Genomic DNA, 13,804 nt, shown 5'->3' on the forward strand with positions numbered 1-13,804 from the left:
TAAAACTTTACGCTAATCGCCAAAAAAATGTAACTTTGATAACAATATTAAGTCAACTTTTGTAAGAATAGCTTAAGCAATCCCCGCCTGATTCTTAGCCGCACGCACCGTGTTATACATCAGACAAGCAATTGTCATTGGGCCAACACCACCCGGTACAGGAGTAATCGCTCCTGCAACTTCTTTAGCGGCATCAAAATCAACATCACCAACCAGTCGGTTCTTTTCCAAGGCTTCATCGTAGATACGATTAATACCTACATCTATCACCGTCGCTCCCGGCTTAATCCAGTCGCCCTGAATGAAGTGAGGAATACCCACAGCTGCCACCAAAATATCCGCTCCACGACAGACTTCAGGCAAATCCTGAGTGCGTGAATGCGCAATGGTCACTGTACAACTTTGCTGTAATAACAAAGCTGCCATGGGCTTGCCCACGATATTAGAGCGACCCACTACAACCGCATTTTTCCCACTTAAGTCACCCAGCTCATCCTGTAGCAACATCAAAGAACCTAACGGTGTACAAGGTACCATGTTGTTTTGGCCAACCGATAAAGCACCAACATTGCTGATATGGAAGCCATCCACATCTTTATCCGGACTGATCGCATTGATAACAGCGTCACTATTGATCTGCTTGGGAACCGGTAACTGCACCAAAATACCATGCACTTCAGGATCATTATTTAAGTCATCGATCAGCGATAATAATTCTGCTTCAGAGGTCGTATCATCAAGGTGGTGAGAGCGAGAATCGATGCCCAACTGTGCGCAGCGTCTTACTTTAGCGCCCACATATGTCGCGCTTGCAGGGTCTTCTCCAACTAACACCACGGCAATACAGGGCGATAACTGCTTGTCCTGCTTTAATGAGGCAACTTCATCGGCTAGCTTGTCGCACAGACGGTCAGCAAAGGCTTTTCCATCAATTAACTTGCTCATTGACACTTCTCCAACGGGAACTTTAAAAAAATAGCGATAATGATGGGGATGCGCTTGATAAGTGTCAATGCAATAAAGCTAGGTATTAGCGTTAAATGTACTAATGAGTCGGACACCGGAGGTAAAATGTCACAAACATCCCTGATCACCCAATTGATGCAAGTACTGCGTCATGCCCCGGACACCGCAAACCCGGATGATGTGACGTTACTGGAAACCCATATCTCATGGATTATCCTAACCGGCCGTATTGCCTATAAACTTAAAAAACCAGTCAATCTGGGCTTTCTCGACTTCACGACACTGGCTAACCGCAAGCACTTCTGCGAAGAAGAATTACGACTCAATGCACGACTCGCTGCAGACTTATATCTGGGTGTTGAAACCATTACTGGCAACGCTCAGCAGCCAGTAATAAATGGCGAAGGCCCGGTGATTGATTACGCCATTCGCATGCGGCAATTCCCACAGTCAGCCCAATTGGATAAGCGTTTGGAGCAACACTTACTGCTACCGGCTGACATGGAAGCATTAGGAGCTATGATCGCCCGCTTCCATCAACAACTACCACCTGCCGAAGCAAACATTGATTACGGTAGTGTCGAACAGATCCATAGTGATGTTGGTGATAACCTAAGCGTCATCAAAGATTATTTTGAAGCAACTTCCAGCGACACACCTGATAATCCTTCATTGGATGATCGGCAGACACTGACAGCCATTGAAGACTGGGTCAAAAAGCAAAACCAAGCACTTGATGACGTGTTTGCCCAACGCAAACAACGGGGATTCATTCGTGAATGTCATGGGGATCTTCACCTCAGAAATCTGATTTGGCTGGACGATCATCCCGTGGCGTTTGACTGTTTAGAATTTGACGAGTCACTGCGCTGGATAGACGTGATGTGTGAAATCGCCTTTTTAGTCATGGATTTAATGAGCCGGGACCAAGATGCCCTCGCCTATGCTTTCCTCAACCACTACCTGCAACAAACCGGTGACTATCAGGGACTCACCGTCTTACCCTACTACATTAGCTACCGCGCAATGGTCAGAGCCAAAGTGGATGCACTGCGTCATCAGCAGTCGGGGATAAGTCCGCAGGAGCTAGCTGCAACAGATACTGAGTTACATGCTTATATGAATTTGGCGCTGCGTATTAGCCAGCCTAGACGAGCCAGACTCATCATCACACGAGGCATGTCAGCATCGGGTAAAAGCACCATTAGCCAAGTGCTGTCAGCACAGATCAGCGCAATTCGTATTCGTTCGGATGTGGAGCGTAAACGACTCTATGACCTTGAAGCGACTGAATCCGCGGCCAGTGCTCCAGATACAGGCTTGTATAGCAAATCCATCAGCACTAAGACCTATACAACACTGTTAGCGCTGGCAGAACACAGTTTAGCGGCTGGTTTTGATGTTATTGTCGATGCTGTATTTATGCACCACACACAGCGCCGGGTATTCCAAGAGCTTGCTGAACACAACAACTATGATTATGTCATTCTGGAATTCACCGCCAGTCCCGATACGCTCAGGCAACGCATAGTCTCACGCGTGAAAGAAGCTTCAGATGCTGACCTGACAGTGCTGGAACATCAATTATCACAATGGCAGCCCCTTCAGACCGATGAGACGAAGTATCGTATTGAGGTGGATACCGAACAAGCTATTGATATCGCGGCGTTTGCTCAAAAACACTTATAACGCAGATGCATAACAGGCACCACGTTATAGAATCCGGGCATCACTAACAGGATGATCTAACTGCTAGTCAGCCGGGATGTAAAGCGCGTATTATGACCTATCTATTTGACACAGTGCATTGTAGTCGCTTACGTAAAAGAGCGGCACTATAATCCCCAACCCGACTGAGAGACTTATGGATAAGAACGTAGCAAGCCACACCACTCATGACGCTGAGGCAGATCAACGCAATCAAGACATCAAAATTTATGTTAACGGTGACATCCTGCATCGGTCAGACGCCAAGGTATCTGTTTATGATAGTGGGTTTATGTTGGGCGACGGCATGTGGGAAGGTATGCGCCTGTACAACGGGGTGTGGGCGTTTTTTGATGATCACATGGATCGCTTATTTAATAGCTGTAAAGCTGTTTCCATCGATATCGGTATGGACAAGCAAGGCATCCTCGATGCATTGACTCAAACGGCTGCAGCTAATGGTATGAGTAGTGATGTGCACTGTCGTTTGATGGTAACTCGCGGAGTTAAGGACAAGCCCTTTCAACATCCCGAACTGTCTCGCTCTGGCCCTACGATCGTGATTATTATGGAACACTCCAAACCGGTCGCAAGTTTGCATAAAGCGGGGATTCGTTTGGCTACGGTTCCGCAAATCCGCGGTTTGCCGATGACACAGGATGCCAAGTACAACTCACACTCCAAACTAAACTGCATTATCGGTTGCCTGCAAGCTGAACAAGCCGGTGCGGATGAAGCGCTCATGCTTGACCCTAATGGCTTTGTAAACACCACCAATGCATGCAACTTTTTTATCGTCCGGCGTGGCGCGGTCTGGACCTCAACCGGCGACTATTGCATGAATGGCGTGACGCGGCAGAAAGTAATCGATTTGTGCCGAAGCAATGACATTCCAGTGTTTGAAAAGAACTATTCACTCTATGAAGCTTATGGAGCGGATGAAGCCTTCTTAACCGGCACTTTTGGCGCACAAACACCTGTAGCAGAGATTGATGGTAAAAAAATTGGTGGGCACGATGGAGCCGGGCCGATTACTCAGCGCTTACAAGGCTTATACAAAGCGCTGATCAATGATCATGTCGATGAAATGAACTCGATAAAATCGTAATTCCGGTTACAGCACAAGCGTAAATGTATCGGTATGACTATCTGCTGATAACCGCTGCGAATTTCATTGTAATATAGCTACATCTCACTAACGGTATTCCACAATGCTCGACTACCTAATCCAAAACGCTAGCCTTCCCGATGACCGCGCCAACATGTCCATTGGCATTAAAGACGATAAAATCGTGGAATTAAGTCAGGCACAAAACCTCCCTGCTCACCAAACTTACAATGCCGCAGGCAATCTGGTCACGCCCCCCTTCGTTGATAGCCATTTCCATATAGACTCCACCCTAAGCCTTGGCCAACCGCGCTTAAACCAAAGCGGCACGCTACTGGAAGGCATCCAAATCTGGAATGAGCTAAAGCCGGACCTCAACGCCGAGCACATCAAAAAGCGCGCTTTAGACATCTGTAAATGGGCCGTTGCACAAGGCACACTGGCGATTCGCTCTCACGTGGATATCTGCGATGATAGTCTGCTGGCTACGGAAGTCTTGCTGGAGGTTCGCAAGGAAATGGCCCCATGGATTGATCTTCAGCTGGTGGCTTTTCCGCAGGATGGTTATCTGCGCTACAAACACTCCGTTGCCAATCTGAATCGCGCGTTGGATATGGGCGTAGATGTAATCGGTGGTATACCGCATTTTGAGCGCACCATGAGCGATGGCGCAGCGTCGGTCAAAGCCCTCTGCGAACTGGCTGCGGAGCGCGGCCTAATGGTGGATATGCACTGCGATGAGTCGGATGATCCCTTATCACGGCACGTCGAAACGCTGGCGTATGAAACGCAGCGATTAGGTTTACAAGGGCGAGTCACAGGTTCACATCTCACTTCCATGCATTCAATGGATAATTATTACGTCAGCAAGCTGATGTCGCTCATGGCGGAGGCAAAGCTGAATGTGGTGGCTAATCCGCTGATCAATATCACCCTGCAAGGCCGTCATGACAACTACCCGAAACGACGCGGTATGACGCGGGTTAAAGAGCTCACGCAGCGCGGCATTAACGTCGCCTATGGTCACGACTGCATTATGGACCCGTGGTATAGCCTCGGCAGCTACGACATGCTGGATGTGGCACACATGGGCCTACACATTGGACAAATGACCGGGGTAGCCGAAATGCAGGCCTCATTTCAATCCGTTACCGCAAACGGTGCCAAAACAATGAACCTCGAAGGCTATGGACTGGAGATCGGTTGTCATGCTGATTTGGTGGTACTTCAGGCTAAGGATGCGGTTGAAGCCTTGCGCTTACGCAGCAACCGCTTACTGGTCATGCGCCGAGGTAAAGTGGTCGCTAAAAGTGCTCTCAAAGTGTCAGACGTAATGCTAGGTGAGCAGAGCGAAACGATTGATTTTCGCTTATAGAAAGCTGCGGAGCATGCGCTGATTAAAGCAAGCCAGATGATACGATAAGACAGTCACCACAAGCCAAAAACACATTGGCCTGTGGTGATAACAAGCATATGACTAAGCTGTCTGACCAATCTTCGCAGGCAAAGGAACCGCCAACACATCACACTGTGCATGTGATGACACATAGTTGGTTGTAGAGCCAATTAATGAACCAATGCCGCGGCGGCTGCGTGTACCCAATACAATCAAGTCCACGTTCTGCGCTTGTGAGTAAGACACAATGCTGTTCACGGGTGAACCCATCATCACCTCGCCTTGAGAGCGAGGTATTTCCAACTCATCCAGCAACGCGTGTAACTGCTTTTCACCGCTTTCCAGCAAATCAGCCTGCAGTCCTGCAGCGTCAGGAGATAACACACCAAAACCTAGCGGTTGATAATAATAGTCGTTAATTACTGCTTCATTAACCACATGAATCACCCGCAAGTCAGCGGAAAAGCTATTAGCAATCGACTTAGCGCGGTGAGCCGCATAACGGGCGTTTTTGGAAAAATCTACGGCCACTAAGACAGTCTTATAATCAGTCACTTCAGCTTCATCTAATGCCGCTTCCAATAGTTGCTCACTTCGCAACCAGTCCCAGGCATCGTGGGAAGCGCTTTTGTCGAAGTACTTCATGTCGGCGTCCACAAAGGGCTTACTGAGGGCAACACCAAGACGCTCCCACAGCTTCTCACCAACAATAGCGATCTTCTCAAAGCTTTGCTGATTAGTCAGGCCAAATTCCAAATCATCTTTCATAGCCGTCAACTCTGCACCTTGCAGATGGTCCAGCTCGATCAATAATGAGATTTTGCCATAGCGTTTGATGAGGCTTTCCAGCTCAGGCAAAAATGCCTGATACTCTTCATGTGTGACTCGTCCGGACACTCGTACTGCAAATATATTGTCTTCTCTAACGGGTATAAACTGAAACATACGCTACTCCTTCAGGCCTGCAAGTGACTAAGTGCGCCTGGCATTTAGCTGATACTTGAATTGACCCAGTTTACAATCTGACTGGGTGACATGGCACCGGATTGGCGAGCCACCTCACGACCGTTGTGAAAGATAATCATGGTTGGAATGCTGCGAATTGCATACTGTCCTGCCACTGACTGTGCAACCTCAGTATTGAGCTTTGCCAGTATGGCGCGAGACTGCAACTCAGCTGCCGCTTGTGCATAGGCTGGTGCCATTTGCTTGCAAGGGCCACACCACTCTGCCCAGAAGTCAACCACCACCGGCAGATCATTATTACCAATAAATTTGGCAAAACTCTGATCCGTTAAATCAGTAGGTGTAGCGGGCAATAAGGCCTTTTTACACTTTCCACAGACCGGTTGTTGTTGCAAACGACCCTGAGGTACGCGGTTGGTAGCACCACAGGCGGGGCAAACAATATGGCTTGATTCACTCATAACATCTCTCCAATAGCTAAATAGTACAGCAGTTATTGAAGTGTGATGTTGACCTCTGTCAATCTATCGATACATTAACCACTGCTTATAGTGTCTTTATATTGGGGATACTAAGCTACAATCAAGTCTTATTCCGATAGTCCTCAATCGGAATAATTTCCAGCGGGGTTCCTCCCTTTAATGGCGGCTCGTCACACTCTTTAAACACACGGAACTGACAGGACTGGCACATCACATGATCCAATGCGACGGTGGTAATTTTATTGATTGCATCCTTCTTTTGCTCAAAGAAATACTGTGCACCGATGTGTTCGTCAAAGTGTCCACGATGAATAAAGTTGTTCACCTTGGGCTTTAGCTCTGCAAAGTACAGACCGCCACCTTTTTCCTGCAAACGATCAGACTCTTGTTCAATCATTTCCGCACCGGTCATATCAATAAAATTGACCCCGGTGCCGATCACCAAAATGTGCTTTATCCCTTGCTTCTCGCTAATGTAATGCAGGCGATTCTGAATATGGTTGGCAGAACCAAAGTACACTGACATATCTACGCGGATAATTTTTAGCTGAGGACACTCCTGCAAATTATGCGTGCGGGATTCTTTTACCAGTGTTGGTTTACCGGTATCCGGATCACGCATCGGCGCAAGGCTGACCACATCCGGAATAGAAGTTCTGGCCAAAAAGATCACCAGTGACAGCATCACACCCAAATAGATTGCAAACTCAAGCTCTAGAAACAAGGTCGCAAAAAACGTTGTCAGTAATATGCTGGTTTCCGAGCGACTGGTTTCAAACACTTTACGAATCGTTCCCCAGTTGACCAGACTGTATGCAACCACCAGAATAATTCCACCCATGGCAGCTGTTGGCAGATAGCGTGTGTATGGTGCAACTAATAGTATAATTGCTGCCAAAATGACGGCGGCAAAAATCGCTGACAATGGCGTTTGCGCACCCGCACTGTAGTTCACTCCTGAGCGCGTAAATGAACCGGAACCTGCATAACTGGAGAAAAAGCTCCCCACGACGTTAGACATTCCCTGACCAAAGAACTCCTGGTTACCATCAATGCGCTGGTGCGATTTTGAGGCAATCGCCCGACTGATCGATACGGCTTCTATCAAACCTAATAAGGCGACAGCAAATGCTTGTGGGCCCAGCGCTTTAAAGGTTTGTAATGAAAAATCAGGTGATGAAATGGGCGGCAGACGCGCCGGTATCTCTGCAACAAAATTAATGCCGACAGACTCTCCTCCCAACGCAATAGCAAGGATTCCACCGACAATAAGTGCCACCAGCATATTCGGTACTTTTGGCATGAATCGCTTGATCAATACCGCCGTGACTAATGTCGTCATACTGACGGCAAAGATGGCCCAGTTGGTATTGGGTAGTTGATGGAAAATATCGACCCAAGTGTGTAAAAACGAACTTCCCCGCTCTACCTCCACGCCCAGCACGTACTTCATTTGACTACTGGCAATCAAGATGGCTGCGCCCGCAGTAAAGCCAATTACAACGGTATGGGAAACAAAGTTAACCAATACACCCAATCTTGCCAACGCGAAAGCTAGCTGATACACCCCTGCCAAAAAGGTGATGGTCAGCGCATTTTGGATATATTGCGCACTGCCGGGTTCTACACCACCGGTATTCAACGTCGAAAAGATAACGATCGATATAGCCGTTGTCGGGCCTGAGATTAAGTGAAGTGACGAGCCAAATAATGCCGCAATAATGGGCGTTACCATAGCGGTGTAAAGCCCATATTCCGGCGGTAATCCGGCAATCGTAGCGAACGCAACACCCTGAGGTAATACAATAACCGCGCCAGTAATTCCTGCTAACAGATCAGCCTTTAAACTGTCTTTGTTTATGCTGGGTAGCCAATAAATAAATGGAAATAGAAACTGGAGGAACGAGTTCATAGCGGCCATTTTTGTTGGTATTAAAGCGCCTCAAGTCTACGCCTATTTATTGATAATGCGTCAGTCCAAAGGAGATACATTTTGTGAGTACCACTTTCAATAAAATTAATACTCCCTATTGTTTTTGATTTTCCTCAATGTCTAATAAAAAATGACAGCGTATGATCCGATGATTTACCCAATTGATCAGGTATACATCACATGGATACGTCATCTCAGCTCATAGAGTCGCGCCTGACACACATGCCGATTTCTTTCTTTTCTGTTGTTATGGGCATGGCAGGAATGACCATTGCCTGGGAAAAGGCCCAACAAGTTTTCGGCACCGACCTTGGCTTTGTTAATGCATTATTAGCGACTTTAACGGCGCTTGTGTTTATTGCATTGGGGGTGATGTATACACAGAAAATTATTAAACACCCTGAGCAAGTATCGGCTGAATTAAAGCATCCGGTGAAGTTGAGTTTCTTCCCGACGATTTCCATCAGCTTTCTGTTAATGTCGATTGCCTTTATGTCGGATCTTATTCCACGACCCAATCCCAGCCCGTTTGCTGCCAACACTGTTTATTCTGATCGCACCACCGGCGGTTGGTTTTGTAGCCTATATGAAGCTTAACGGAGGTGAGTTGGATGCATTTGCACGGGTTCTGTATTTCTCTGGTTTGTTCCTGACACTACTGCTGTTTACTCAGTTTAAGCGTTTTATCAATCTGCCATTCTTCTTATCCTGGTGGGCATATTCATTCCCGATTGCGGCGATTACTATCGCAACACTGGTCATGTTTGAGAGCACACAGAAGCTTGGCTTTATGTGGTTGGGTGGGTTGTTGTTGGTATTGATCACGTTTTTGGTGGGACTGTTATTGGTACGCACCGGACTGGCAATTCAGAATAAGGAGATTTGTGCGGAAGAGCACTGATATCACTCGGTCGCAGTACAACAAAGGGCGTATTATTCTGAGGCGTATACGCCCTTTTTATTGATTGACGAGGCAAATGGCAGCGTTCACACTCGCTCTATTCTCACCGTCGTTTTGGGTATCATCACGTCATGCCTCACACCAGCAAACTTTCACCACTGATGATTCAGGGCTGCACCTCTGATGCTGGCAAGTCCTATCTCGCTGCCGGATTCTGCCGCCTTTACGCTAATCGCGGTATTCGGGTCGCGCCTTTTAAAGCACAGAATATGTCGAATAATGCCGGCGTCACGCCAGACGGTGGTGAGATTGGCCGCGCACAATTACTGCAGGCACAAGCTGCCCGACTCTCCCCAAGCGTCTATATGAATCCAGTGTTGCTAAAGCCAGAAGCCGACTCGATGTCGCAGGTAATTTTACTCGGCAAGGCACAACCGCAACTCAAAGCCATTCCCTGGCAGGAACGCAAAGATTATCTCTGGGAAACCGTTAAAAGTAGCCTGCAGAAAATGCAGAATGACTATGACCTGCTGATTATTGAAGGTGCCGGAAGCCCTGCTGAAATCAACCTGCGCTCCGGTGATATCGTCAATATGCGCATTGCGTTAGAAGCTCAGGCACAGGTACTGTTGACATCGGATATTGACCGTGGCGGATCATTCGCTCACTTGCTCGGCACCTGGCATTGCCTTGAACGTCACGAACAACAACGCATTGCCGGATTTCTGCTGAATAAATTTCGGGGTGATGCATCACTACTGGGAAATGCAATGGAGTGGCTGGAGGGTAAAACGCAGATACCTACATTGGGTGTTATTCCTATGCTCAACCTACCACTGCCTACAGAGGATGCGTATTCTCAACAGGCCGGTGTATTGAATGGCTCAGACAGTGATTGCGTATCTATGACTGGGCAAGTCACCAGGATCGCCATTATCCGTACACCTTACATGTCAAATTTTGATGAGTTTGATGCGCTCATTAATGAGCCGGATGTTCAGGTAGCGTTTGTCGATAAACCGACAGAACTAGCGGATGTGGTGGCAGTGATTATCCCCGGCTCTAAACATGTCAGTGTTGATTTGGAATTTCTAAAGCAAGGTGGTTTTGCTGCGCGGTTACATCAATTAGCGGCCCAAGGTGTGCAGATTCTGGGTGTATGTGGTGGCATGCAAATGCTGGGCAGGTCACTAAATGATCCACATAATCTGGAAGGCGGCTATACCAGTCAAGGCTTAGGATTACTGGCAATCGATACCACACTGGAAGCCGAGAAAACCACTCAGCAAACCACTGCTACCTTGGTCAATAGTGGCGCTCAGGTCACAGGCTATGAAATCCACCATGGAAAAACCAGCGCGGACAATGGCGTCAAACCCTACCTGAAGAACCAGCAAGAACTGGTGATAGGGTATGTGCAAGGCAATATTGCCGGCATGTATGCACATGGTTTATTTGATAATGCGGTCTATCGACAGGAGTTTTTGCAGAAACTGGGGATTGAAGCGCAGGCTGGGGAGTGGAGCGAGCAAGTGGATGCTGCATTGGACACATTGGCGCTTCATTTGGAAAAACACTGCGATATGGCGGCGATTGATCGGGCGATTGGGCTACGAGGCTAAAAAAGGCTGATATCCCGAGAGATATCTCAAAATATTAGCAGGCATAGTGCCCTAACTCATCAAGCGTTGTTTTTGTCTGCCGAGTATGTCTCCACCTGTTGCATCAACTCTTCAACCTCACCATTTCGTACCTGCTCATAAATAGCCTGCACTGAAAGACTCATACCAACCGACTCTAGCTCTACCACATCGTCCCAGTAATAATAGGAAGGCTGCCACCCCTGATTTCGGCGAAACACTTCAACCTCAACCCGTTCTTGTTCAACCAAAACATATTCCTGTAGGCTCGGTAAGTTGATGTATTCAAGTCGCTTGATTTGCCGATCCAGCTGGTGAGTACCTTTAGATAATACTTCAATGAGTATTAGTGGTGAATCTGTAGAATAGTCATCAATAAACTGATCATCGCAAACAACCGTTACATCAGGGTAGCGATAGTGATCTTTACTGGTTTTCACCAACAGGTCACTGCTAAAAGGACGACAATCTGTACCGCGCAAGTGAGTGACTAAACTAGTCAGCAAATTAGCGGTGATCTGGTTATGATTAATACTCGCCCCAGCCATCGCATAGACAGAACCATCAGCAAACTCATGGCGAACTTCACTCTGGCGTTCTCCTTCGAGGTAGTCCTCTACGCTAAGTTGATTGTGCTGTTCTGCTAGTGGCATGTCAGGCCCCTTGATTAAGTAATATATCTATATTAGAGATTAACTGAAAAAGAATAGCAAATGTGTCTACACAGCGAGTCTGAAGTACCCAATAAGCGCTGTACACCATAAGCACTTCATGACTAGAGTAGTTTAGACTTGAGTAAAATGCAGATCCATTTAAAGTAGATATCAGGAAAGTTGCACATAGGATGACATCATGAATCAGCATTACCGTTCTATCCGCAAAATTGACCCTGAGCACTGATAACCGAGGATGGTTATGAGAACCTGACCCAGTTTCCGTATGATAAGAAATTGATGGGAATGAGCTGATGCTAGCTCATGTTCCGTTAGCAGAGATCTCACGACGAACAACTATAATGTGACACTCCACCTGCTTCAAAAAACTGTTCGGGCTTCAACCTATTGTACTTATCATCAACACCTTGTGACTGCTCTGCATAAGGCCGCGTCATAACCTCTTGTAGCTCACGAATTAGCCCATAGTCTTGCTCTGCTGCTACCTTATAAGCAGGCGCAACAAACCACTCACGCAAACTGTACTTGGCATTGACGCTCTTCATCTGTCTGGATATTTCCTCAGGCGAACGGGAAGCAGCATTATTAATCAGCATTTTCCATTGTGTGAACCACTTAGCCCAACGCTCATCCAGCGCTGTCGATTCGGAGTAGAAGCTCTTTTTAAGTGGGATAATATCCTCAGGTAGTGCTGACAGTTCACGGAAGAACATCGTGTAATCGACCGTCGTTTTCATCATCAGCCTAAGTAGTTCATGGAATAGTGCTTCGTCGAAACTATCTAATCCCAGTTTAGACGCCCACATCTCATCCATCTTGCTTTGCATAACATCTGGAAAACCACGTTGAATATCATCAAGTTGCTGTAAAGCCTCGGGATGTGATTTCAGTAAAGGCCTCAAAGCTGTACAAAAACTCGCGAAATTACGTTCTGCTGCAGCCGGCTGGTTGAAGAAGCAGTAATGCTCTCCACCGCCTGTCCACGGCTGAAAATATGGATCAAACACCTCGCAGAATCCAAATGGGCCATAGTCCAGCGTAAAACCACCTGCGGCACAGTTGTCACTATTAAAGTTGCCCTGGCAATAACCAACCCGTATCCAATTCGCGACCAAGGAGGTCAGGCGATTGCGAAACTCACGTGCCAGCATCGCGACTTTTTCTGTCATAGGCAGCTGCTGGTCGATAACATCTGCGTACTCACGGTCAATAAGGTGCAGAACAATTTGCTCCAGCTCTGCCATCGCTTGTGGGTGAGCTTCACTTCGCGCACGGCGACCAAAGATTTCAAGCTGACCAACGCGGATAAAGGATGGCGCAACGCGTGTCGAGATAGCAACAGCTTCAGCAATAAGCACATCCGGATCTTGCTCGCGAGACCCTTCCGAGTACCACGGGCGTTTAACCGTTTCGGTCAATGATGCATACAAACACAGCGAGCGCGAGGTTGGCACACCTAGCGCATGCATGTGCTCCTGCGCTAAAAACTCACGCACGCTTGATCGCAATACAGCACGGCCATCTGCACCTCGAGAGTATGGCGTACGCCCGCTGCCTTTAAGCTGCATTTCCCAGCGTTGTCCGTCGATCATTGCTTCAAGCACTGAGATGGCACGACCGTCACCATACCCATTACCAGTTTTAAAGGGACACTGCTGAGTAAACTCTCTACCGTAAATAGACAGCGCGTAGCCAGTGGCCCAGCCTATCTGACGCATTGGTTCCGGCACATCTGAAAGATCACCGGAAAACAGTCTGATGAAATCGTCGGACTGCGCTAAACTATCTGCGAGGCCCAATTCACTAAAGAAATTTTTGCTATGAGTGACGTATTCAGGATTTTCAATTGGCGAGGGAGTGACCGGCACATAATGACCAGAGTAGATTTGACGTGGCGAGTGATTGGCTCCGCTTAAATCCGCATCAGGGTCTGCAGTGAGTGTATCCATTAGCGAGTAATCTGCCAAAGCGGCAAGATCACTCAGCGTTTCCAGCGGCTGCTTTGGTTTTGTATCCGTCGTTTGTGTCATG

At 47.5% G+C, this 13,804-nt stretch carries 12 protein-coding genes; 6 read left to right on the forward strand and 6 right to left on the reverse strand.

Annotation, left to right across the window (positions count from 1 at the left end):
* Positions 1–72: 72 nt before the first annotated feature.
* Positions 73–945 carry a bifunctional methylenetetrahydrofolate dehydrogenase/methenyltetrahydrofolate cyclohydrolase FolD gene (gene folD, locus DKW60_RS02100; RefSeq protein WP_109836014.1) on the reverse strand — a complete coding sequence of 291 codons (873 nt, stop codon included), beginning with the start codon at positions 943–945 and terminating at the stop codon, positions 73–75.
* A gap of 126 nt (positions 946–1,071) precedes the next feature.
* On the opposite strand from folD, the gene DKW60_RS02105 reads away from it, so the two are divergent.
* The 3 genes from DKW60_RS02105 to DKW60_RS02115 all read left to right on the forward strand — a co-directional run bounded on the left by DKW60_RS02105 (position 1,072) and on the right by DKW60_RS02115 (position 5,156).
* A complete protein-coding gene (locus DKW60_RS02105) occupies positions 1,072–2,655 on the forward strand; it encodes a bifunctional aminoglycoside phosphotransferase/ATP-binding protein (RefSeq protein ID WP_181389550.1) in 1,584 nt (527 codons plus the stop codon).
* A 175-nt stretch (positions 2,656–2,830) separates the two neighbouring features.
* Positions 2,831–3,781, forward strand: coding sequence for an aminotransferase class IV (locus DKW60_RS02110; RefSeq protein WP_109836016.1), 951 nt, complete (start codon positions 2,831–2,833; stop codon positions 3,779–3,781).
* Positions 3,782–3,884: 103 nt separating this feature from the next.
* Positions 3,885–5,156 (forward strand): amidohydrolase family protein, encoded by a 1,272-nt coding sequence (locus DKW60_RS02115; protein WP_109836017.1) that lies wholly within the window; start codon positions 3,885–3,887, stop codon positions 5,154–5,156.
* Between the two features lie 102 nt (positions 5,157–5,258).
* Here the strand turns inward: DKW60_RS02115 and DKW60_RS02120 are convergent, their stop codons facing one another.
* The 3 genes from DKW60_RS02120 to DKW60_RS02130 all read right to left on the reverse strand — a co-directional run bounded on the left by DKW60_RS02120 (position 5,259) and on the right by DKW60_RS02130 (position 8,537).
* A complete protein-coding gene (locus DKW60_RS02120) occupies positions 5,259–6,122 on the reverse strand; it encodes an STAS/SEC14 domain-containing protein (RefSeq protein ID WP_109836018.1) in 864 nt (287 codons plus the stop codon).
* 44 nt (positions 6,123–6,166) lie between these two features.
* Positions 6,167–6,604: a thioredoxin TrxC gene (gene trxC / locus DKW60_RS02125; protein ID WP_109836019.1), complete on the reverse strand. Its 438-nt coding sequence runs from the start codon at positions 6,602–6,604 to the stop codon at positions 6,167–6,169.
* Positions 6,605–6,725: 121 nt separating this feature from the next.
* Entirely contained in the window at positions 6,726–8,537 is a 1,812-nt protein-coding gene (locus DKW60_RS02130; RefSeq protein WP_109836070.1) for a SulP family inorganic anion transporter, read from the reverse strand.
* Between the two features lie 201 nt (positions 8,538–8,738).
* On the opposite strand from DKW60_RS02130, the gene DKW60_RS24225 reads away from it, so the two are divergent.
* The 3 genes from DKW60_RS24225 (at position 8,739) to DKW60_RS02140 (ending at position 11,081) form a co-directional block, all read left to right on the forward strand.
* Positions 8,739–9,155, forward strand: a complete 417-nt coding sequence (locus DKW60_RS24225) for an SLAC1 family transporter (RefSeq protein WP_245929544.1) — start codon at positions 8,739–8,741, stop codon at positions 9,153–9,155.
* Positions 9,088–9,459 (forward strand): SLAC1 family transporter, encoded by a 372-nt coding sequence (locus DKW60_RS24230; protein WP_245929546.1) that lies wholly within the window; start codon positions 9,088–9,090, stop codon positions 9,457–9,459. The genes DKW60_RS24225 and DKW60_RS24230 overlap by 68 nt, the downstream gene beginning before the upstream one ends.
* A gap of 131 nt (positions 9,460–9,590) precedes the next feature.
* A complete protein-coding gene (locus DKW60_RS02140; RefSeq protein ID WP_219988610.1) occupies positions 9,591–11,081 on the forward strand; it encodes a cobyric acid synthase in 1,491 nt (496 codons plus the stop codon).
* A 59-nt stretch (positions 11,082–11,140) separates the two neighbouring features.
* Here DKW60_RS02140 and DKW60_RS02145 read toward each other — a convergent pair whose 3' ends face one another.
* Both DKW60_RS02145 and DKW60_RS02150 read right to left on the reverse strand, forming a co-directional pair.
* Positions 11,141–11,752 (reverse strand): Uma2 family endonuclease, encoded by a 612-nt coding sequence (locus tag DKW60_RS02145; RefSeq protein ID WP_109836020.1) that lies wholly within the window; start codon positions 11,750–11,752, stop codon positions 11,141–11,143.
* Between the two features lie 344 nt (positions 11,753–12,096).
* Positions 12,097–13,803 carry a protein adenylyltransferase SelO gene (locus DKW60_RS02150; protein WP_109836021.1) on the reverse strand — a complete coding sequence of 569 codons (1,707 nt, stop codon included), beginning with the start codon at positions 13,801–13,803 and terminating at the stop codon, positions 12,097–12,099.
* Between the last annotated feature and the right edge of the window lies 1 nt (position 13,804).

Source organism: Leucothrix pacifica (assembly GCF_003172875.1).
GTDB lineage: Bacteria > Pseudomonadota > Gammaproteobacteria > Thiotrichales > Thiotrichaceae > Leucothrix > Leucothrix pacifica.

Bases quoted from the DNA above. Each gene is read 5' to 3' on its own strand.
- DKW60_RS02115 (WP_109836017.1), top strand. From the start codon at position 3,885: ATGCTCGACTACCTAATCCAAAACGCTAGCCTTCCCGATGACCGCGCC.
- DKW60_RS02120 (WP_109836018.1), bottom strand. From the start codon at position 6,122: ATGTTTCAGTTTATACCCGTTAGAGAAGACAATATATTTGCAGTACGA.
- DKW60_RS02130 (WP_109836070.1), bottom strand. From the start codon at position 8,537: ATGAACTCGTTCCTCCAGTTTCTATTTCCATTTATTTATTGGCTACCC.
- DKW60_RS02110 (WP_109836016.1), top strand. From the start codon at position 2,831: ATGGATAAGAACGTAGCAAGCCACACCACTCATGACGCTGAGGCAGAT.
- DKW60_RS02150 (WP_109836021.1), bottom strand. From the start codon at position 13,803: ATGACACAAACGACGGATACAAAACCAAAGCAGCCGCTGGAAACGCTG.
- DKW60_RS02140 (WP_219988610.1), top strand. From the start codon at position 9,591: ATGCCTCACACCAGCAAACTTTCACCACTGATGATTCAGGGCTGCACC.
- DKW60_RS24225 (WP_245929544.1), top strand. From the start codon at position 8,739: ATGGATACGTCATCTCAGCTCATAGAGTCGCGCCTGACACACATGCCG.
- DKW60_RS02105 (WP_181389550.1), top strand. From the start codon at position 1,072: ATGTCACAAACATCCCTGATCACCCAATTGATGCAAGTACTGCGTCAT.
- DKW60_RS02145 (WP_109836020.1), bottom strand. From the start codon at position 11,752: ATGCCACTAGCAGAACAGCACAATCAACTTAGCGTAGAGGACTACCTC.
- folD (WP_109836014.1), bottom strand. From the start codon at position 945: ATGAGCAAGTTAATTGATGGAAAAGCCTTTGCTGACCGTCTGTGCGAC.
- trxC (WP_109836019.1), bottom strand. From the start codon at position 6,604: ATGAGTGAATCAAGCCATATTGTTTGCCCCGCCTGTGGTGCTACCAAC.